Here is a 20,179-nt window from a genome sequence, read left to right on the forward strand (position 1 = left end):
CCTGGCCGGGCCGAGCCGGTAAACTACGGCTTTCCAGCGGCAGTAAAACCATGACTCCCCTGATTTTCGTCACCGGCGGCGTGGTGTCCTCGCTTGGCAAGGGCATTGCGGCAGCCTCGCTGGCGGCCGTCCTCGAAGCGCGCGGCCTGCGCGTGACGATGATGAAGCTAGATCCCTACATCAACGTCGACCCGGGCACCATGAGCCCATTCCAGCACGGCGAGGTGTACGTCACCGACGACGGCGCCGAGACCGACCTGGACCTGGGCCACTACGAGCGCTACCTGCGCACGCGCCTGTCCCGCAAGAACTCCATCACCACCGGCCGGATCTACGACAACGTGATCCGCAAGGAACGTCGCGGCGATTACCTCGGCGGCACCGTGCAGGTGATCCCGCACATCACCGACGAGATCAAGCGCTGCATCGTGGAGGCCACCGACGGCTTCGACGTGGGCCTGGTCGAGATCGGCGGCACCGTGGGCGACATCGAGTCGCTGCCGTTCCTGGAGGCCATCCGCCAGATCCGCTCCGAGCGCGGTCCGGACGGCGCCATCTTCATGCACCTGACCCTGGTGCCCTGGATCGCCGCCGCCGGCGAGCTGAAGACCAAGCCGACGCAGCACTCGGTGAAGGAACTGCGCTCGATCGGTATCCAGCCCGACATCCTGCTGTGCCGCAGCGAGCAGCCGCTGCCCGACAGTGAGCGCCGCAAGATCGCGCTGTTCACCAACGTCCCCGAACGTGCGGTCATCTCGGCCGTCGACCTGGACAACATCTACAAGATGCCGCGCCGCTTCCAGGAAGAAGGACTGGACGCGATCGTGCTCGACCGCCTGCGCATCGAGGCCGGTCCGGCCGACCTGTCGGAGTGGGACGAGGTCGTCGATGCCAGCGAGCATCCGGTCGACAACGTGACCATCGCGGTCGTCGGCAAGTACGTCGACCACCAGGACGCCTACAAGTCCGTCGCCGAGGCGCTCAAGCACGGCGGCCTGCGCCAGCGCACGCGCGTGACGCTGAAGTGGCTGGAATCGTCGGACATCGAGCAGCAGGGCGTCGACGCACTGAAGGACGTGGACGGCATCCTCGTGCCGGGCGGCTTCGGCGATCGCGGCTTCGAAGGCAAGGTGCTCACCGCGAAGTTCGCGCGCGAGACGGGCCTGCCGTACTTCGGCATCTGCTACGGCATGCAGGCGGCGGTGGTCGATTACGCGCGCCACGTCGCGGGCCTGTCCGGCGCCAACAGCACCGAGAACGACAAGGCCAGCCCGCATCCGGTGATCGGCCTGATCACCGAATGGCGCACGTCCTCGGGCGAGATCGAACGCCGCAGCGAGGAAAGCGACCTGGGCGGCACGATGCGCCTGGGCCTGCAGGAGCAGCGCCTGAAGCCGGGCACGCTGTCGCGCGAAATGTACGGCAAGGACGTCGTCGCCGAGCGTCATCGCCATCGCTACGAATTCAACAACCGCTACCGCACGCAGCTGGAAGACGCCGGCCTGACCATCAGCGCCAAGTCGATGGACGACCTGCTGGTGGAAATGGTCGAACTGCCGCGCGACCGGCACCCGTGGTTCCTGGCCTGCCAGGCGCACCCGGAGTTCCTGTCGACCCCGCGCGACGGCCATCCGCTGTTCGTCGGCTTCATCCGCGCCGCGCGCGAGCGCAAGGCGCAGGCGGGCGGGCGGTTGCTGAAGGAAGCGACGGCCTGATGTTTTTCTCCTTCCCCTTCAAGGGGAGGGCCGGGGGAGGGGGGTGCTTCCCTCCCCGCCGGAAACGCGACAAGCAACACCCTCTCCACCCAACCCTCCCCTTGAAGGGGAGGGCCAAGAGCGAAGAAGCGAATGAACCTCTGCGGATTCGAAGTCGGCCTCGACCAACCCTTCTTCCTGATCGCCGGTCCGTGCGTGATCGAGTCGATGCAGCTGCAGCTCGACACCGCCGGCAAGCTGAAGGAAATCACCTCCGAGCTCGGCATCAACTTCATCTTCAAGTCGAGCTTCGACAAGGCCAACCGCACCTCGGGCACGAGTTTCCGCGGCCCGGGCCTGGAGGAAGGCCTGAAGGTGCTGGCCGAAGTGAAGCGCCAGATCGGCGTGCCGGTGCTGACCGACGTGCATGAATACACGCCGATGGACGAGGTCGCGGCCGTCGTCGACGTGCTGCAGACGCCGGCGTTCCTCTGCCGCCAGACGAACTTCATCCAGAACGTGGCCCGCGCCGGCAAGCCGGTGAACATCAAGAAGGGCCAGTTCCTCTCCCCGTGGGAGATGAAGCACGTCACCGACAAGGCCAAGGCCACCGGCAACACGCAGATCATGGCCTGCGAGCGCGGCGTGTCGTTCGGCTACAACAACCTGGTGAGCGACATGCGCTCGCTGAGCGTGATGCGCGACACCGGCTGTCCGGTGGTGTTCGACGCCACGCATTCGGTGCAGCTGCCCGGCGGCGCCGGCGGCAAGAGCGGCGGCCAGCGCGAGTTCGTGCCGGTGCTGGCGCGCGCGGCAATCGCGGTCGGTATCGACGGCATCTTCATGGAAACCCATCCGGTGCCGGACGAAGCGTTGTCCGACGGCCCCAACGCCTGGCCGCTGCCGAAGATGCGCGCGCTGCTGGAGACGCTGATGGAGCTGGACCGCATCACCAAGAAGAACGGCTTCCTCGAATCGAGCGTCTGATGCTCCGCTCCCTCCGCTGCGCGCAGGGGCGGGTTGGGGAGGGGTGAGAGCCGCTTCGCGGCGAGCTCGGCGCTTGTGCGCCTCACGCCCCCTCCCGACCTCCGCTGCAAGCAGGGGAGGAGCAGAGCATCCAGTTCTGCTTTAATCCGTGTCCAAACCGCTTTCGCCCCTACGACGAAACCCATGACGACCATTGCCAAGATCCACGCCCGCGAGATCCTCGACAGCCGCGGCAATCCGACCCTCGAAGCCGAGGTCACCCTGGTCGACGGCAGCTTCGGCCGCGCCGCCGTTCCCTCGGGCGCCTCGACCGGCACCAAGGAGGCCGTGGAATTGCGCGACGGCGACAAGACCCGCTACCTCGGCAAGGGCGTGCGCAAGGCCGTGGAGAACGTCAACACGACGATAGCGAAAGCGCTGGAAGGCTTCGACGCCGCCGACCAGGCGGGCCTGGATCGCCGCATGATCGACCTGGACGGCACCGAGAATAAGGGCCGTCTCGGCGCGAACGCGCTGCTGGGCGTGTCGCTCGCCAACGCCCACGCAGTGGCGGCGTCGAAAAAGCTGCCGCTGTGGAAGTACCTCGCCGGCAACCGCGAGGCCGTGCTGCCGGTGCCGATGATGAACATCATCAACGGCGGCGCGCACGCCGATAACAACGTGGACCTGCAGGAATTCATGATCCTGCCGGTCGGCGTGGACAGCTTCGCCGAGGCGCTGCGCGCCGGCACCGAGGTGTTCCACGCGCTCAAGTCCGTGCTCAAGGGCCGCGGCCTGAGCACCGCGGTGGGCGACGAAGGCGGCTTCGCGCCCGACCTGCGTTCGAACGAGGAAGCGCTGGAAACCATCCTGGAAGCCATCGGCAAGGCCGGCTATAAGGCGGGCGAGGACATCCTGCTCGGCCTGGACGTCGCCTCCAGCGAGTTCTTCGACAACGGCAAGTACAACCTCACCGGCGAAGGCAAACGCCTGACCAGCGAGCAGTTCGTCGACTTCCTCGCCAACTGGGCCGCGCAGTACCCGATCGTCACCATCGAAGACGGCATGGCCGAGCACGACTGGGCCGGCTGGAAGCAGCTCACCGACAAGATCGGCAAGAAGGTGCAGCTGGTCGGCGACGACCTGTTCGTGACCAACCCGAAGATCTTCAAGGAAGGCATCGACCAGGGTGTGGCGAACGCCATCCTCATCAAGGTCAACCAGATCGGCACGCTGACCGAGACCCTGGAAGCCATCGCGATGGCCGACGCGAACCGCTACGCGGCGATCGTCTCGCACCGTTCGGGCGAGACCGAGGACACGACGATTTCCGATATCGCCGTGGCCACGACCGCCACGCAGATCAAGACCGGCTCGCTGTGCCGCAGCGACCGCGTCGCCAAGTACAACCAGCTGCTGCGCATCGAGGAAGCGCTCGGTTCGGCCGCGAAGTACGCCGGCCGCGACGCCTTCGTCTCGCTCAAGCGCTAAGGCACGGGGCACGCGCGCATGCGCTGGTTGCGACTGCTGCTGGTGCTGCTCGCCGGGTTGCTGGCGTTCCTGCAGTACCGTCTCTGGGTGGGCGAGGGCGGCAGCCGCTCCGTCGCCCGCCTGGACCGGCAGGTGCAGCAGCAGACGCGCGAAAACGCGGGTCTGCAGCAGCGCAACGACGCACTCGCGGCCGAGGTCGAGGACCTCAAGTCCGGCGAAGCGGCCGTCGAGGAACGCGCGCGCAGCGAGCTGGGCATGATCAAGCCCGGCGAGACGTTCTACCGCGTGGTCGAGCCGGAAGGTTCGACCGCGCCGGCCACCGACACGCCGCCTGCCGAAGACGCGCAGGCCCCCGCGCCGTGACACCGCGCATCTGGGCGGTGTTGCCCGCCGCCGGCCGCGGCACACGATTCGGCGGCGAGGTTCCCAAGCAATACCTCGAAGCGGCCGGCAAGCCGCTGATCGCGCACGCGCTCGACGCGCTGCTCTCCCATCCGCGCATCGACGGCGCGATGGTCGTGCTGGCGGCCGACGATCCGCGCTGGCCGGGTTGGACTTCGCGCCAGGGCAAGCCGCTGCTGCGTTGCACCGGCGGCGGCGAACGCGCCGATTCGGTGCTCGCCGCGCTGCACGCGTTGCCGACCGATGTTGGCGACGATGCCTTGATCCTCGTGCACGATGCCGCGCGTCCGAACCTGCGTGGCGCCGATCTCGACCGTCTCATCGACATCGCCAGCGCGCACGCCGACGGCGCGATCCTCGGCGCGCCGGTGCGCGACACGCTCAAGCGCGCCGACGCGGACGCGCACATCGTCGCGACCGAACCGCGTTCGGCGCTGTGGCGCGCGTTCACGCCGCAGGCGTTCCGCCGCGGCGCGCTTACCGCCGCGCTGGAACGCGCCCGCGCCGCCGGCATCGTCGTCACCGACGAAGCGATGGCGATGGAGCGCATGGGCGTGCATCCGGCGCTGGTGGAAGGCCGCGAGGACAACCTGAAGGTGACCACGCCGGCGGATCTCGCGCTGGCGGAGTATCTTCTCGCGCGAGGCAGTGCGGGCTGACGCGTTCGTCCTTCGCGGACGCATCGTCTTCGCCCGATTTTTCTCATGCGCGCCCTGCGCGCGAACGTTCGAAAGGCAACCCCATGGACATCCGCATCGGCCAGGGCTACGACGTGCACGCGTTCGGCGACGGCGACCACGTCGTGCTTGGCGGCGTGCGCGTGCCGCACGATCGCGGCGTGCTCGCGCATTCCGACGGCGACGTCGTGATCCACGCACTGTGCGATGCGATCCTCGGCGCGCTCGCGCTGGGCGACATCGGCAAGCACTTCCCGCCCAGCGATCCGCAGTGGAAGGACGCCGACAGCCGCGCCTTCCTGCGTCATTGCGATGCGCTCGCACGCGAACGCGGCTGGCAACTCGGCAATGCGGACGTGACCGTGGTGTGCGAGCGTCCAAAAGTCGGTCCGCATGCGACGGCGATGCGCGAGGCGATCGCGCAGGAACTGGGCGTGGACGTGGACGCGATCAGCGTCAAGGCGACGACCAGCGAGCAGCTCGGTTTCACCGGGCGCGGCGAAGGCATCGCGGCGATGGCGGTGTGCCTGCTGGTGAAGCCGTGAACGAGCCCGCCCTGGCCCGCGCGCATGGCGACGCCGTGCTGTCGGCGAACATGCGCGCCACGCCGGAGGATTTCGTCGTCGAGGAACTGCCGGGCTTCGAAGCCTCCGGCGCCGGCGAGCACCTGCTGCTCACCGTCGAGAAGCGCGGCATGAACACCGCGTTCGCCGCGAAGCGCATCGCGCAGTGGGCGGGCGTGGGCGAGGTCGCGATCGGCTACGCGGGTTTGAAGGACCGCCATGCGGTCACGCGCCAGCGCTTCAGCGTGCACCTGCCGAAGAAGGTTGCGCCGGACCTGTCCACGCTGGATTTCGCCGAAGGCGAGGAGCGCCTCACCGTCGTCGAACACGCCTGGCACGCGAAGAAGCTGCCGCGCGGCGCGCTCGCCGGCAACCGCTTCGTGCTGACGCTGCGCGCCGTGAACGGCGATCGGGGCGCGATCGAACAGCGCCTGCAGGCGATCTGCGAACGCGGCGTTCCCAACTATTTCGGCGAACAGCGCTTCGGCCGCGACGGCGACAACGTCGCCAACGCGCGCGCGATGTTCGCCGGCCGCCGCGTGCGGCGCGAGCAGCGCACGTTGCTGGTGTCGGCCGCGCGCTCGGAACTGTTCAACCGCGTGCTCGACGCGCGCGTGCGTCGCGGTTGCTGGGATTCGCCGCTCGAAGGCGAGGTGTGGATGCTCGACGGCAGCCGCAGCGTGTTCGGGCCGGAGCCGTTCGACGAGGCACTCGCGCAGCGGCTCGCGTCGTTCGACATCCATCCCACCGGCCCGCTGTGGGGACGCGGCGAACCGCGCACGACAGGCGAGGCGGCGCAGCTGGAAAGCGAGGTGCTGTCCGACGGGGAAGCACTCGCGTTGCGCGCGGGACTGGAGTCGGAAGGCTTGCGGCAGGAGCGCCGCGCGTTGCGCCTGAAGCCTGTCGACCTTGCGTGGTCGTGGCGTGAAAGCGATGTCCTCGAACTCGCGTTCGCGCTGCCGCCGGGAGCGTACGCGACGGTCGTGCTCGCCGAACTGGGCGACGTGCGTGCGGTCTGTCGCATCGGCTGAGCACGCTCGCAGGCGACTCACGACCGTTCGTCGGAAAGGATCGGCCGGCACTGGCCCCTTGTGGGCGCCGGCGTATAAGCCGGAATTGCAGCGTCGCAACGCGCTGCCGCCACGCCGCATGGCGTCGCGGAAAACGTCATGGAGATGTCGTCATGAACGCATCGCTTCGCATGATTGTGTTGCTGTCCGTCGTGGGCCTGTCGGCCTGCGCAGGCATGGAGGCCAGGTCCACCTACAGCCCGGAACCGCGCTCGCCGACCATCATGGACGCCGACGAGGAATACATCGCGTACGTCGAACGCGTCGCGCGTCGTCGTGGACTGGAAGTGGTCTGGGTGAACGTGCCGCGCGTGTCGGCTGAACAGGTCGAGCAGACCGCCGGAGAGCCCAAGTAAACCCTGCCGACGCCCTGCGTCGGCGCTCCGCTCAGGAGCGCAGGCGACGGGGCGCGAGCAGCACCAGCACCGCACCGGTGCCGCCCTGCGCCGGCGGCGCGGAGTGGAACGCCAGCACGTCCGCGCGATGCCGCAGCATGCGGTCCACCAGGTTCTTCAGCACCGGCTGCCCGCCCGATGCGATCGAGGCGGCGCCGTGCAGGCCCTTTCCGTGCACGATCCGCACGCAGCCCACGCCGTGCTGGCGGGCATCGTGCAGGAAGGCGCGCACCAGTTGTTCGGCCTCGCGCGTGTCCGCGCCGTGCAGGTCGAGTTCCTCCTGCACCGCGATTTCGCCGCGCTTGAGCTTCTGCAGCAGGCGCGGCGTCACTTCGTCGCGCCGGTAGCTCAGCGCATCGCCGGCTTCCAGCAGGCTGTCCTCCAGCGCATGGCGGAACTGCTCGCGCGCGTGCGCCTCGTCGCGTTCGGCCATGCGCGCGCGCGGGCGCGGCTTCGGCGCGGATGGTGGCGGCGCCGCGGTGTCGCGCATGGGCCGCACCGGTCCGATCGCGGAGCGGAACAGCTCGGCGTCGTCTTCGTCATCGTCGCGTCGTTCGGACATGCGACAAGCCTAGCGTCGCGAGTCCGTTCCGCAACCGGGTAACGCCACGTTCGCAAGCCGTGCACGCCGTCCCCGGGCGCGCGGGCGGCATCGGCTATCATGGGCCTTCGCGCGGCGCGGGCCCGACCCGCGCCGGCGCCGTGTTCCGGCAAGCACCAAAGGCATTCACAAGGGAGTCCATGCGAGTACTGGTGAGCAACGACGACGGCGTCGACGCGCCCGGCATCCGCGTCCTGGCCGACGGCCTGCGCGCGGCGGGGCACGAAGTCCTGGTGGTGGCGCCCGACCGCGACCGTTCCGGCGCCAGCAATTCGCTCACCCTGGACGCGCCGGTGCGCGTGCAGCAGCTCGACGACTCGACCTGGCGCGTGTTCGGCACGCCGACCGACTGCGTGCACGTGGCCATCACGGGGATGCTCGAGGTCGAACCGGACATCGTCGTTTCCGGCATCAACAACACCGCCAATCTCGGCGACGACGTGATCTATTCCGGCACCGTCGCCGCGGCGATGGAAGGCCGCTTCCTCGGCCTGCCGGCGGTGGCGATGTCGCTGCAGACGGTCGATCACACCGGCCGGCACTACGAGACCGCGGCGCGCGCGGCGGCGGAGATCATCGCCCGCCTGCGCGTGGATCCGCTGCCGGCCGATACCATCCTCAACGTGAACGTGCCCGACATCCCGTGGGATGAAGTGCGCGGCTTCGAGGTCACCCGCCTGGGCAACCGCCATCGCGCCGAGGCCTGCATCCCGCAGCAGGATCCGCGCGGGCGGCAGTGGTGGTGGATCGGTCCCGCCGGCGCCGAACAGGATGCCGGTCCCGGCACCGATTTCCACGCGCTGCGCACCGGGCATATTTCGATCACGCCGATCCAGGTGGACCTCACGCGCTACCACGCGCTCGACCAGGTCGCCAGCTGGGTCGACGGGCTGGCGACGTCGCTCGGCCATCGCGCGTCGCGCAAGCCGGAGCAGGCGGCATGACCCTGCGCATGCGCCTGCAACCCGAGGCGATCGGCTCGGGCATGACCTCGCAGCGCGTGCGCGACCGCCTGGTCGATCGCCTGCGCGACAACGGCATCCGCGACGAACGCGTGCTCAACGCGATCCGCACCGTGCCGCGCCACCTGTTCGTCGACGAGGCGCTCGCCACGCGCGCCTACGAGGACACCGCGTTGCCGATCGGCCACGGCCAGACCATCTCGCAACCGTGGGTGGTGGCGAAGATGACCGAGGCGCTGCTCGAATCCGAACCGAAGAAAGTGCTGGAAATCGGCACCGGCTCGGGCTACCAGGCCGCGGTGCTGGCGGCACTCGGCCTGGAAGTGCACACGGTCGAACGCATCGGCGAACTGCTGCGCACCGCGCGCAAGCGCTTCCGCCAGCTCGGCATGAATGTTCGCAGCAAGCACGACGACGGCCGCATCGGCTGGCCGGAGAACGGTCCCTTCGACGCGATCATCGTCACCGCCGCCGCACCCGCGCTGGTCGATGCGCTGACCGACCAGCTCGCGCCGAACGGCACGCTGATCGCCCCCGTCGGCGGCGCCGGATCGCAGTCGCTGCTGAAGCTGCACAAGGACGCGGACGGAAATGTCACGCAGCAGACGCTCGCGCCGGTAGTCTTCGTGCCGCTGCTGTCGGGCATGGTCGATTGACCGCCGCGCAGCGCCCACACCGCACAACCTGAAGGACAGAGGCCCGCGTTGAAGATCTTCGGACCGTTGTACGAGCGCACCATCGGCTGGGCGCGTCACCGCCGCGCGCCCGCCTTCCTCACCGGGTTGAGCTTTGCCGAAGCGGTCGTGTTTCCGGTTCCGCCGGAAGTGATGCTGGCGCCCATGTGCCTGGCGCAGCCCAAGCGCGGGTTCTGGTTCGCGACGCTGAGCCTCCTGGGCTCCCTCGCCGGCGCGGTGGTGGGCTACGCGCTGGGCCACTTCGCCTACGAACTGGTCAAGCCGCTGCTCGCCGCGCTGGGCTGGATGGAGCGCATCGACGCGCAGGTGCAGCAGTTGCGCGAGATCGCCGCCCATTCGCCGTGGCAGGCGTTCTGGCTGCTGGTTCTCGCAGGGTTCACGCCGATTCCGCTGAAGATATTCACCTGGGCGTCGGGCATCGTCGGCGTGCCGTTGGTACCGTTCCTGGCCAGCATGTTCATCGGCCGCGGCAAGCGCGTGTACCTGGTCGCGCTGGCCATCCGCCTGGGTGGCGTGCGCGCCGAGGCGGCGCTGCGACGCTACATCGAGCCGATCGGCTGGATCGCCTCGGTGCTCCTCGTGGCGGCGATCGGCTGGCTGGTGTGGAAGGCCCAATTTGGATGAGAGCGGGTCGGATGAGAGGACGCATGACCGGAACATGGCGATTTGATGGGGCGCGACTCGATGCGGCGCGACCGGATGCCGGCCGAAGGGCCGCGCGATTCGCTGCCGCTGCCGCCATCGCGGCCTCCGTCCTCCTGCTGGGCGGCTGCTGGAGCACCAAGGTCTACCGCGAGCCGGGCGCTTCGTCGCAGGCACCTTCGAAGGTCCGTCCGGGCGCCAGCACCACGGTCCGCCGCGGCGACACGCTGTTCGCGATCGCCTCGCGCAACAACGTCCGGCTGCAGGACCTCGCGGCATGGAACGGCATCGATCCGCCGTACACGATCTACCCCGGCCAGAAGCTGCGCCTGTACCCGGCGGGGAAGGGCGGCAGCACGGCGTCCACGCGTCCCGCAAGCAGTCCGGGCAAACCCGCGACGCCCGCCGCCCCCGCGCCGAAACCCGCCGTGCCTGCCGCGAGCGACATCAAGTGGCGCTGGCCAGCGGACGGTGAGCTGATCGGCCGCTACGTCGCGGGCGAACCGACCAAGCAGGGCATCGACATCGCCGGCGCCAGCGGCGCGCCGGTGCGCGCGGCGGCGGACGGCGTCGTCGTGTATTCCGGCTCGGGCCTGGTCGGCTACGGTGAGCTGATCATCATCAAGCACAACGAGCAGTGGCTTTCCGCCTACGGACATAACCGCAACCGCCTGGTCAACGAAGGCCAGCTGGTGCGCTCGGGCCAGCAGATCGCGGAAATGGGCCGCAGCGGCGCGCCGCGCGAGATGCTGCACTTCGAGGTGCGCTACAACGGCAAGCCGGTCGATCCGCTGACGTACCTGCCGAAGCGATGAGCGCGACGTCCGCGCGATGCGGACGTGCGGGACGTGGCGCGGATCCGGCGCGGCGCGCGTGGCGGTGGATGCTGCTGGTGTCGATGGCGATGCTTGCCGGTTGCGCCACGCATGCGCCGCGCGAAGCGACGCCCGCGCTGGAGATCGTCACGTTGAACCTCTGGCACGACCGCGAGGACTGGCCGCATCGCCAGTCAATGATCGAAGCCGACCTGCGCCGCCTTTCGCCGGACGCGATCGTGCTGCAGGAAGTGCTGCAGGACGACGGCCTTCCGAATCAGGCGCGAACGCTGGCGGAGCGGCTGGGCTATCACGCGTTCTTCGTGTCGGTCGATGCGACCGACCGCACGCGCCGTTACGGCAATGCCATTCTCACGCGCGAACCGGCGACTCAGCGCGGCTTCCGCAGGTTGCAGCCGCACGAGGCGTACCGCATCGCCGGCTGGGTGCGCGCGACGGTGCAGGCCCGCGAGGTGAGCCTGTATGTCGTGCATCTGGATTTCGAGGATCGCAGCGGCGTGACGCGTGGGCGGCAGATCGCGGATCTGCTTTCGTTCGTCGAAGCCACGCGCGGCGATGCGCCGGTGGTGATCGCCGGCGACTTCAACGTCGTGGCGGATGCACCGGAGATGGCGCCGCTACGTGCGGCGTTCGTCGATGCGTACGCGGCGGCGCATGCGGGCGAGCCGGTCGACACCCTCGCGCACGCCACGCTGAACCCGCGCTTCAATCCGCCGGCGCGGATCGACCGCATCCATGTCGAAAAGGGCGCCTTCGCGACACCGGAATCCACGCGCATCCTCGCCGCGCCCGACGCGGACGGCCGCTGGGCATCGGATCATTACGGCGTGTGGGCGCGGCTTCCGTTCCTGCCGCGCGAAGGCGACTAGCCCGGCAGCACGAACGCGGCGACCACGCGGCGGCCTTCGCCGGCCAGCACGTTGAACGTGCGCGCGGCGGCGGCGTTGGTCATCGTTTCCAGCCCGACCCCGGCACGCAGGCAGTGCGCGAGCACCGCCGCCGGCGGGAACACCTGCGTGGCGCCGCTGCCGAGCAGCACGACTTCCGGTTCCAGCGCGAGCACCGCGTCGAGATCCTGCGGCGTCATCGACTTCACCTCGCGCACCGGCCAGTGTTCGACCAGTTGGCTCGGCGCGAGCACGAAACTCGCGGACAGGCGACGTTCGTTCACCAGCGCGGATTCGCCGTCGGCGGCGCGCAGGAAGAATTCGTGGTCGGGGTGTTCGAGGTTGAGCTGCATGAGCGGCGGGATCGGGGATGCGGGACTGGAGATTCGCAGAAGCGCCGCGAGCGTCGCGGGAGATGGCCGTTAAGAATCCCGAACCCGGAAGCGCTCAGGCCCGCGGCAGCACGATCTGGCGCTTGTCCCGGCTCGGGCGGTACAGCACGGCCGTGTGGCCGATGCGCTGCACCAGCGCGGCGCCCGTGCGCTGGGCGATCTCGCCGATCATCGCGTCGCGGGCGTCGCGGTCCTCGGCGCCGACCTTCACCTTGATCAGCTCATGGTGTTCCAGCGCCAGGTCGATCTCCGCCACCAGCGCGTCGGTGATGCCCTTGCCGCCCACCTGCAGCATCGCCTTCAGGTCGTGGGCCTGGCCGCGCAGGAAGCGGGTCTGGGCGGCGGTCAGGACGGTCTGCATCGGGGTACGGAAAACCTCTGGGGGGCGCGCAGGGTATCATGACCACCCCCACGCCCACCTCGACGCCGGCCGATGGCGAGCCGCAGCAAATCCAGCCAACGCTGGCTCAAGGAACACTTTTCCGACCCCTTCGTGAAGAAGGCCAAGGCCGAGGGCCTGCGTTCGCGCGCGGCCTACAAGCTGGAGGAACTGGTCGAACGCGACCGCCTGCTCAAGCCGGGCATGGTCGTGGTGGACCTGGGCGCCGCCCCGGGCGGCTGGTCCCAGTGGGTCCGGCAGGAGCTCGATCGCCTCGATCCGGCGCGTCCGGGCCGGGTCATCGCCCTGGACATCCTCGACATGCCGTCGCTCGCCGGCGTCGAATTCCTTCATGGGGATTTCAGGGAAGATGAGGTCCTATCCCGCCTGGTAGCGGCGCTGAACGGACAGCAGGTGGACCTTGTCCTGTCCGACATGGCCCCCAATAAGAGTGGCGTGGACGCGGTCGACATGCCCCGGGCGATGTACCTCTCGGAGCTGGCGATGGACTTCGCCGACCGGCACCTGCGCACCGGGGGCAACTTCCTGATCAAGTTGTTCCAGGGGGTCGGCTTCGACGAGTACGTGAAGGAGCTGCGCCGGCGTTACGACCGGGTCGTGATCCGCAAGCCCGAGGCCTCGCGCAAGCGGTCGCCCGAGGTCTACGCGCTGGCACAGGGCAAGCGCGCGGTAATGAAGTAAGGTTCGGAAGGTTGTACGGCGACGCGCCCGGGACGGGTGCGCGCCACCCCCGCTGCAATGCGCCAAGGGCGCCAGGTAGGAACTGAATGAACGATTTGGCCAAGAATCTGCTGCTCTGGGTGATCGTCGCCGTCGTGCTGATGGTGGTCTTCCAGGCATTCGGGCCGCGCGCGGGAGTTGCCGAAACGCTCCAGTACGACCAGTTCGTCCACCAGGTCCAGCAGGACCGGGTGAAGGAAGTGAAGATCGCCGACGACGGCGCCACCATCACCGGTGAGCGCAACGACGGCTCGAAGTTCACGACCTACAAGCCCAAGGACGACAAGGACCTGATCAACGACCTGATCAACCACAAGGTCGCCATCGACCAGCAGCCGCCGCAGAGCGGCCCGTCGATCCTCTACATCATCATCAACGTCCTGCCCTGGTTGCTGTTCATCGGCATCTGGGTCTATTTCATGCGCCAGATGCAGCAGGGCGGCAGCAAGGGCGCGATGAGCTTCGGCCGTTCGCGCGCCAAGCTGCAGGGCGAGGACCAGGTCAAGGTCACGCTGGCCGACGTCGCCGGCTGCGACGAGGCGAAGGAGGAAGTCGGCGAACTGGTCGAATTCCTGCGCGATCCCTCCAAGTTCCAGAAGCTGGGCGGCAAGATTCCGCGCGGCGTGCTGATGGTCGGCCCGCCGGGCACCGGCAAGACGCTGCTTGCGCGCGCCATCGCGGGCGAGGCGAAGGTGCCGTTCTTCAGCATCTCCGGTTCGGATTTCGTCGAGATGTTCGTAGGCGTCGGCGCGAGCCGCGTGCGCGACATGTTCGACCAGGCCAAGAAGCACGCGCCCTGCATCATCTTCATCGACGAGATCGACGCCGTCGGCCGCCATCGCGGCGCCGGCCTGGGCGGTGGTCACGACGAGCGCGAGCAGACGCTCAACCAGCTGCTGGTCGAGATGGACGGCTTCGAAGGCGGCGAGGGCGTCATCGTCATCGCCGCGACCAACCGTCCGGACGTGCTCGATCCGGCGCTGCTGCGTCCGGGTCGTTTCGACCGACAGGTCGTGGTCGGCCTGCCGGACGTGAAGGGCCGCGAGCAGATCCTGCGCGTGCACATGCGCAAGCTGCCGCTGCACGACGACGTCGATCCGATGACGATCGCGCGCGGCACGCCGGGCTTCTCCGGCGCGGACTTGGCGAACCTGTGCAACGAGGCGGCGCTGTTCGCCGCGCGCGAGAACGCCAAGGACGTGCGCATGGAGCACTTCGACCGTGCGCGCGACAAGATCCTGATGGGTGCCGAGCGTCGTTCGATGGCGATGAGCGAGGACGAGAAGAAGCTCACCGCCTACCACGAGGCGGGCCACGCCATCGTCGGCCGCATCGTTCCGGAGCACGACCCGGTCTACAAGGTCACCATCATCCCGCGCGGTCGCGCGCTGGGCGTGACGATGTACCTGCCGGAAGGCGACAAGTACAGCTACAACAAGACCGCGATCGAATCGCAGCTCTGCTCGCTGTACGGTGGCCGCGTCGCCGAGGAGCTGATCTTCGGTGCCGACAAGGTCACCACCGGTGCGTCCAACGACATCGAGCGCGCCACCAAGATGGCCCGAAACATGGTCACCAAGTGGGGCCTGTCGGACGAACTGGGTCCGATCGCCTACGGCGAGGAAGAGGACGAGGTGTTCCTGGGCCGTTCGGTCACGCAGCACAAGAACGTGTCGAACGAGACCGCGCGCAAGATCGACGAAGTGGTGCGCGGCATCCTCGACAAGGCCTACGGCCGCACCACGCAGATCCTCAAGGACAACCTCGACAAGCTGCACATGATGGCCGACGCGCTGTTGCAGTACGAAACCATCGACGCGCACCAGATCGACGACATCATGGCCGGCCGCCGTCCGGGCCCGCCGGCCGACTGGTCGAAGTCCGGCAAGACGCCGAAGGACGACGGCGAGCGCCCGGGCACGATCGGCGGCCCTGCGGCGCAGACCTGATCCGCAGCCATCGCGAAGTCGTTCGAAGAGCCGGCCTTGTGCCGGCTCTTTTCTTGGTCGGGACGATGCGGCTCTTGCAGCCCGGTAAGCGCAGCGCACCCGGGGACCTGGTCATTCACCCGGGCGTGCCGCGCTTACCCGCGCTACAACAACAAGGCGCGAGACCGGCGCCGCCGACCTCGCATCGCGCGGAGCCGTAAGATCACACCTTCCCCGCGACGACAGCCCGCCATGTTCGACACCACGCCCATCCTCGACTGCAACGGCCGTCCCCTCGCGCTGGATCGCCCGCGCGTCATGGGCATCGTCAACGTCACGCCGGACTCGTTCTCCGACGGCGGCGCGCACGACACGTTCGAGGCCGCGGTGGCGCACGGCCTGAAGCTGGCCGAGGAGGGCGCGGACATCCTCGACATCGGCGGCGAATCCACGCGGCCCGGGGCGGCCGACGTACCGGTCGAGGAAGAACTGCGTCGCACGATTCCGGTGATCGAACGTCTGGCGAAGGAAACCTCGCTGCCGATCAGCATCGACACCTCGAAACCCGAAGTGATGCGCGCCGCCGTGCAGGCCGGCGCGGGCCTGGTCAACGACGTCTACGCATTGCGCCGCGAAGGCGCGCTCGACACGGCCGCCGCGCTCGGCGTGCCGGTCGTGCTGATGCACATGCAGGGCGAACCGCGATCGATGCAGGAGGCGCCGCACTACGACGATGTCGTCGCCGACGTGCACCGCTTCCTCGCCGAGCGCATCTTCGCCGCGGAAATGGCCGGCATCGCGAAGAGGAAGATCGTCGTCGATCCGGGTTTCGGCTTCGGCAAGAACACGCAGCACAACCTCGCCTTGCTCGCGCAGCTGGAGCGTTTTGCCGAACTCGGCGTTCCGGTGCTCGCGGGACTTTCGCGCAAGCGCACGATCGGCGAGATCACCGGACGCAACGAGCCGCGCGACCGCGCGACCGGTTCCGTCGCCGCGCACCTGATCGCCGCGCAACGCGGCGCGAAGCTGCTGCGCGTGCACGACGTGGCCGCCACCGTCGACGCGCTGAAGGTGTGGAACGCGATCGCCTCGCAGGCGATGCCGCGCGCGAAGCCGGCGCCGTCGATGCCGAAGTGGCCCGACGACGATTGACATCGCGACATCGCCGCGTGGCGATTTTTTGATCAAACATGCCGCGCGCCTTGTGGCGCAAGGGCTGCGACGCGATACGCACACCGCTGTCCGCATGCTTGTCCACAGCTTGTGTGGATACCGCGCGTTTCGATGCCCGAATCGCCCTCCCCGTCAAGCGATTCGAGTGGTCAATTTCTAGCCAGATCCCGGAAACGCTTGCGCTGCAAGGCTTGCGGCATCGTCTCCACAACGATGTCCGCATGCTTGTCCACAAGCGGTGTGGATATCGAAATGCATCGTGCGCGAATGCGATGCGGCGCGATGCCGAAATGGACGCGCAAGTCAAACGTTTCCTGCGGTCAGTTATTCGCCAAACCCCTTGCGGTGCTTGCACCGCAAGGGGTGCAGCCACGTCTCCACATCGATGTCCGCATGCTTGTCCACAGGCGATGTGGATAGTTGCGATTGTGGCGTCGGGAACCTGTTCCCGGAGCATGGGGCGGTGATGCCGAAACGGACGCCGTCGTCAAGAAGAATGTGTGGTGATTTTTTGTCCAAACCTGCGGCAAGCCCCGTCACTGCGAGCGATGCGGGGACTCTTCACACCGCTGTCCGCAGGCTTGTCCACAGGCGGTGTGGATAGCCGCGGCGGGCTGGCCAAAATTTCGCCATTCACCCGGGAACGCTTGCGACGTCTGGGCTGCGGCGTCTTATCAACAGCCTTGCCCCAGTGGTTCTCCACACCTTGTGTGGAAAGCGGCGAGTTTCGCGCGCGGTGCCGCTGTGCGAGGCTACGCCCCCGAGTTGCCGCCTCCGACATGCCCGCCGACACGCGCCCCATCGCGATCGCCCTGATGGGCCCGACCGCCTCGGGCAAGACCGCGCTCGCGCTCGACTGGGCCGAACGCTTCGGCGGCGAGATCGTCAGCGTCGATTCCGCGCTCGTGTACAAGCGGCTCGACATCGGTTCGGCCAAGCCGACGCTGGCGGAGCAGGCGCGCGTGCCGCACCACCTGATCGACCTGCGCGAGCCATGGCAGCCGTACTCGGCGGCGGAGTTCGCGCAGGACGCGCGCCGTGCGGTGGACGACATCCTCACGCGCGGGCGCCTGCCGATCCTCGCCGGCGGCACCGGCCTGTATTTCCATGCGCTGCTGCGCGGGCTCTCGCCGATGCCCGAGGCCGACGCCGGCGTGCGGGCGCAGCTGGAAGCCGAGGCGCAACGCCACGGCTGGACGGCGCTGCATGCCGAACTGGCCGGCATCGACCCGGAGGCCGCCGCGCGCATCCACGCCACCGACGCGCAGCGCATCCAGCGGGCGCTGGAGGTGTTCCGCCTCTCCGGCCGCACCATCAGCGACTGGCGCCGCGAGCCGCCACCGCCGCGCCTGCCGGTGCGGGTGCTCAGGCTGGTCCTGGCGCCGGCCGATCGCGCGACGCTGCACGAGCGCATCGCGCGGCGGTTCGACCTGATGCTGGCGGATGGCTTCCTGGACGAAGTCCGTGCGCTGCGGTCGATTCCGCAACTGCGCGACCATCCGGCGCCGCTCGACCTGCCGGCCCTGCGCGCGGTGGGGTACCGGCAGGCGTGGGAGCACCTGGAGGGCGATACCGAGGCCGCGGAGTTCCGCGATCGCGGCGTGTACGCCACCCGGCAGCTCGCCAAGCGCCAGCTCACCTGGCTGCGCGGGGAACTCGACGCGCTCTGGTTCGACCCACTGGTCCAGCGCGACGCGCTGGAGGCGGTGCTGTCGGCCTTCATGCGACCGCCCGGCGGACCGGCCGGGCGTTGAATCCGGTGCGCGTGCACCGTGGCGGGTTTGCGCTACCATCGGGCGGTCGCCGCTGTGGGGACGGACCGGCGATGCGCCCCCGTCTGACGCCGGGCTGCAACACCACTGATAACTAGAACGAGTTGGGGAACAACATGTCCAAAGGACAGTCTTTGCAGGATCCTTTCCTGAACGCGCTCAGGCGCGAACGCGTGCCGGTGTCGGTCTACCTGGTCAACGGCATCAAGCTGCAGGGCACGATCGAGTCCTTCGACCAGTTCGTCGTCCTCCTGCGCAACACCGTCAGCCAGATGGTCTACAAGCACGCGATTTCCACCGTGGTGCCGGCGCGCAACGTGCGCGTGGGGCCGGGCGGCGGCTACGTCCAGTCGTCCGAATCCGGCGCCGAGGGTGCCGACGAGGCCGAGTAAGGCCCCGCGACCGGCCGGGTCGCACCCGGCCGGCGGCGCGATGACCTGCGGCCCTTGTGCCGCCGCGGGTCGGCGCCCATCTTGTCTTCCTGCCCCCGTACAGGTCGACCTGGTTTGTTCGAACGATCCCGCAAAGGCGAGCACGCCCTCCTGATCCAACCCCATGCCGGCGGTCCGCCGGACGAGGGATTGCTGGAGGAGTTCGCCGATCTCGCCCGTTCCGCGGGCGCGACGGTCGCCGCGGTGCTCACCGCGCGCATCGACCGCCCCAACGCCGCCATGCTCATCGGCAGCGGCAAGCTGGAAGAGGTGAAGGCCGCGGCCGATGCGACCGGCGCCGACCTCATCCTCGTCAACCATCCGCTGTCGCCCGGCCAGGAACGCAACCTCGAACGCGCGCTTCAGCGCCGCGTGGTCGACCGCACCGGTCTGATCCTGGACATCTTCGCCCAGCGCGCCCACAGCCATGACGGCAAGCTGCAGGTCGAACTGGCCCAGCTCAAGCACATGGCCACGCGACTGGTGCGCGGCTGGACCCACCTTGAGCGCCAGCGCGGCGGTTCCATCGGCTTGCGCGGTCCCGGCGAAACCCAGCTGGAAACCGACCGCCGCCTGCTGCAGAAGCGCCTGGAGCAGCTGCAGAAGCGGCTGGAGAAGGTCGAAGTCCAGCGCACCCAGATGCGTCGCGCGCGCGTGCGCAGCGAACTGCCGCGCGTGGCGCTGGTGGGCTACACCAACGCCGGCAAGTCAACCCTGTTCAACGCGCTGACCGGCGCGGAAGCCTATGCCGCGGACCAGCTGTTCGCGACGCTGGACCCGACGGTGCGGCGCATCGAGCTGTCCGGCGGCGGCGTGGTGCTGGCCGACACCGTCGGTTTCGTGCGCGATCTTCCGCACGAACTGGTCGCCGCGTTCCGTTCGACCCTGGCTGAGGCGCGCGAGGCCGACCTGCTGCTGCATGTCGTCGATGCCGCCGATCCGCTGCGCGACGAACGCATCGCGCAGGTCGACGAAGTGCTCAAGGACATCGGCGCGGGCGATCTGCCGCAGGTGCTGGTGTTCAACAAGATCGACCGGCTCGGCAACGACGGCGAGGCGGTCGCGCCGCGCATCGACCGCCCGGCCGAAGGGCGCGTGCGCGTATGGCTGTCGGCGCGCGACGGCTCGGGCCTGGACCTGCTGCGTCAGGCGCTCGCCGAAGCGCTGGAGCTGCGCCACGTCGTCGGCGAAGTGCGCCTGCCGCCGCAGGCGGCGAAGCTGCGCGCGCGCCTGCACGACCTGGGCGCGGTGCGTGGCGAGGAGCACGACGAACACGGCTGGCGCATCCGCGTCGACCTGCCGCTGGCCGACGCGCAACGCCTGTTCGTGCAGGCGCACGGCGAGGCGCTGCGTCCGCTGTTGCCCGAGCAGGAAGACGAGGACGCGGCCTGGGCGAGTTAGGGCGCTTCGGCCGCCTTGCTTGAGGCACATCGCACCCCCACCTAGAATCGACGCACGTCCGCGCGGCTGAATGCGGACGCG

The 20,179-nt window shown here is 68.8% G+C and carries 22 protein-coding genes; 19 read left to right on the forward strand and 3 right to left on the reverse strand.

Annotated features, from left to right (window positions below; genetic code table 11):
* Nucleotides 1-50: 50 nt before the first annotated feature.
* From pyrG to AC3ANK_RS04865, 8 genes are all read left to right on the forward strand, one after another.
* Nucleotides 51-1,715, forward strand: coding sequence for a CTP synthase (gene pyrG, locus AC3ANK_RS04830; RefSeq protein WP_484172257.1), 1,665 nt, complete (start codon nt 51-53; stop codon nt 1,713-1,715).
* Between the two features lie 132 nt (nt 1,716-1,847).
* Nucleotides 1,848-2,681 carry a 3-deoxy-8-phosphooctulonate synthase gene (kdsA, locus tag AC3ANK_RS04835; protein WP_484172258.1) on the forward strand — a complete coding sequence of 278 codons (834 nt, stop codon included), beginning with the start codon at nt 1,848-1,850 and terminating at the stop codon, nt 2,679-2,681.
* Nucleotides 2,682-2,864: 183 nt separating this feature from the next.
* Entirely contained in the window at nt 2,865-4,151 is a 1,287-nt protein-coding gene (gene eno, locus AC3ANK_RS04840; protein ID WP_484172259.1) for a phosphopyruvate hydratase, read from the forward strand.
* Between the two features lie 18 nt (nt 4,152-4,169).
* Nucleotides 4,170-4,514, forward strand: coding sequence for a cell division protein FtsB (gene ftsB, locus AC3ANK_RS04845; RefSeq protein WP_206859723.1), 345 nt, complete (start codon nt 4,170-4,172; stop codon nt 4,512-4,514).
* Entirely contained in the window at nt 4,511-5,212 is a 702-nt protein-coding gene (gene ispD / locus AC3ANK_RS04850) for a 2-C-methyl-D-erythritol 4-phosphate cytidylyltransferase (protein WP_484172260.1), read from the forward strand. The genes ftsB and ispD overlap by 4 nt, the downstream gene beginning before the upstream one ends.
* 83 nt (nt 5,213-5,295) lie before the next feature.
* Entirely contained in the window at nt 5,296-5,775 is a 480-nt protein-coding gene (gene ispF, locus AC3ANK_RS04855) for a 2-C-methyl-D-erythritol 2,4-cyclodiphosphate synthase (protein ID WP_484172261.1), read from the forward strand.
* A 50-nt stretch (nt 5,776-5,825) separates the two neighbouring features.
* The gene (gene truD, locus AC3ANK_RS04860; protein ID WP_484172843.1) at nt 5,826-6,824 is read left to right on the forward strand and encodes a tRNA pseudouridine(13) synthase TruD; all 999 of its coding nucleotides are present in this window, start codon (nt 5,826-5,828) and stop codon (nt 6,822-6,824) included.
* A 152-nt stretch (nt 6,825-6,976) separates the two neighbouring features.
* Nucleotides 6,977-7,219 carry a hypothetical protein gene (locus tag AC3ANK_RS04865; protein WP_206859719.1) on the forward strand — a complete coding sequence of 81 codons (243 nt, stop codon included), beginning with the start codon at nt 6,977-6,979 and terminating at the stop codon, nt 7,217-7,219.
* Between the two features lie 31 nt (nt 7,220-7,250).
* On the opposite strand, the gene AC3ANK_RS04870 is transcribed toward AC3ANK_RS04865, so the two are convergent.
* Nucleotides 7,251-7,820 carry a Smr/MutS family protein gene (locus AC3ANK_RS04870; protein ID WP_206859718.1) on the reverse strand — a complete coding sequence of 190 codons (570 nt, stop codon included), beginning with the start codon at nt 7,818-7,820 and terminating at the stop codon, nt 7,251-7,253.
* A gap of 179 nt (nt 7,821-7,999) precedes the next feature.
* Here AC3ANK_RS04870 and surE point away from each other — a divergent pair, with 179 nt between their 5' ends.
* Genes surE through AC3ANK_RS04895 form a run of 5 tightly spaced genes read left to right on the forward strand, consistent with a single transcriptional unit; the run spans nt 8,000 to nt 11,863 of the window.
* Complete coding sequence (gene surE / locus AC3ANK_RS04875) at nt 8,000-8,803, forward strand: 5'/3'-nucleotidase SurE (RefSeq protein WP_206859717.1); 804 nt, start codon at nt 8,000-8,002, stop codon at nt 8,801-8,803.
* Entirely contained in the window at nt 8,800-9,477 is a 678-nt protein-coding gene (locus AC3ANK_RS04880; protein ID WP_206859716.1) for a protein-L-isoaspartate(D-aspartate) O-methyltransferase, read from the forward strand. Before surE ends, AC3ANK_RS04880 begins: the two co-directional genes overlap by 4 nt.
* Nucleotides 9,478-9,525: 48 nt before the next feature.
* Complete coding sequence (locus AC3ANK_RS04885; RefSeq protein WP_206859715.1) at nt 9,526-10,140, forward strand: YqaA family protein; 615 nt, start codon at nt 9,526-9,528, stop codon at nt 10,138-10,140.
* A 23-nt stretch (nt 10,141-10,163) separates the two neighbouring features.
* A complete protein-coding gene (locus tag AC3ANK_RS04890) occupies nt 10,164-10,973 on the forward strand; it encodes a peptidoglycan DD-metalloendopeptidase family protein (RefSeq protein WP_484172262.1) in 810 nt (269 codons plus the stop codon).
* Nucleotides 10,970-11,863 carry an endonuclease/exonuclease/phosphatase family protein gene (locus tag AC3ANK_RS04895; RefSeq protein ID WP_484172263.1) on the forward strand — a complete coding sequence of 298 codons (894 nt, stop codon included), beginning with the start codon at nt 10,970-10,972 and terminating at the stop codon, nt 11,861-11,863. The genes AC3ANK_RS04890 and AC3ANK_RS04895 overlap by 4 nt, the downstream gene beginning before the upstream one ends.
* Here the strand turns inward: AC3ANK_RS04895 and AC3ANK_RS04900 are convergent.
* Together AC3ANK_RS04900 and yhbY are read right to left on the reverse strand one after the other, a co-directional pair.
* The gene (locus AC3ANK_RS04900; RefSeq protein ID WP_206859712.1) at nt 11,860-12,234 is read right to left on the reverse strand and encodes an Mth938-like domain-containing protein; all 375 of its coding nucleotides are present in this window, start codon (nt 12,232-12,234) and stop codon (nt 11,860-11,862) included. The genes AC3ANK_RS04895 and AC3ANK_RS04900 overlap by 4 nt on opposite strands.
* Nucleotides 12,235-12,328: 94 nt before the next feature.
* The gene (yhbY, locus tag AC3ANK_RS04905; RefSeq protein WP_206859711.1) at nt 12,329-12,634 is read right to left on the reverse strand and encodes a ribosome assembly RNA-binding protein YhbY; all 306 of its coding nucleotides are present in this window, start codon (nt 12,632-12,634) and stop codon (nt 12,329-12,331) included.
* 72 nt (nt 12,635-12,706) lie between these two features.
* Between yhbY and rlmE the strand changes: the two genes are divergently transcribed.
* From rlmE to hflX, 6 genes are all read left to right on the forward strand, one after another.
* On the forward strand, nt 12,707-13,354 hold the full coding sequence (gene rlmE / locus AC3ANK_RS04910) for a 23S rRNA (uridine(2552)-2'-O)-methyltransferase RlmE (RefSeq protein ID WP_206859710.1): 648 nt from the start codon (nt 12,707-12,709) through the stop codon (nt 13,352-13,354).
* Between the two features lie 86 nt (nt 13,355-13,440).
* Nucleotides 13,441-15,342 carry an ATP-dependent zinc metalloprotease FtsH gene (gene ftsH / locus AC3ANK_RS04915; RefSeq protein ID WP_206859709.1) on the forward strand — a complete coding sequence of 634 codons (1,902 nt, stop codon included), beginning with the start codon at nt 13,441-13,443 and terminating at the stop codon, nt 15,340-15,342.
* 231 nt (nt 15,343-15,573) lie between these two features.
* Complete coding sequence (folP, locus tag AC3ANK_RS04920; RefSeq protein WP_484172264.1) at nt 15,574-16,473, forward strand: dihydropteroate synthase; 900 nt, start codon at nt 15,574-15,576, stop codon at nt 16,471-16,473.
* A gap of 800 nt (nt 16,474-17,273) precedes the next feature.
* Nucleotides 17,274-18,248 (forward strand): tRNA (adenosine(37)-N6)-dimethylallyltransferase MiaA, encoded by a 975-nt coding sequence (miaA, locus tag AC3ANK_RS04925; RefSeq protein WP_484172265.1) that lies wholly within the window; start codon nt 17,274-17,276, stop codon nt 18,246-18,248.
* Nucleotides 18,249-18,382: 134 nt separating this feature from the next.
* Entirely contained in the window at nt 18,383-18,658 is a 276-nt protein-coding gene (gene hfq, locus AC3ANK_RS04930) for an RNA chaperone Hfq (RefSeq protein ID WP_484172266.1), read from the forward strand.
* A gap of 114 nt (nt 18,659-18,772) precedes the next feature.
* The gene (gene hflX, locus AC3ANK_RS04935; RefSeq protein WP_484172267.1) at nt 18,773-20,098 is read left to right on the forward strand and encodes a ribosome rescue GTPase HflX; all 1,326 of its coding nucleotides are present in this window, start codon (nt 18,773-18,775) and stop codon (nt 20,096-20,098) included.
* Nucleotides 20,099-20,179 lie beyond the last annotated feature (81 nt).

The sequence above is a fragment of the Lysobacter sp. SCRH-1R genome (genome assembly GCF_057747855.1).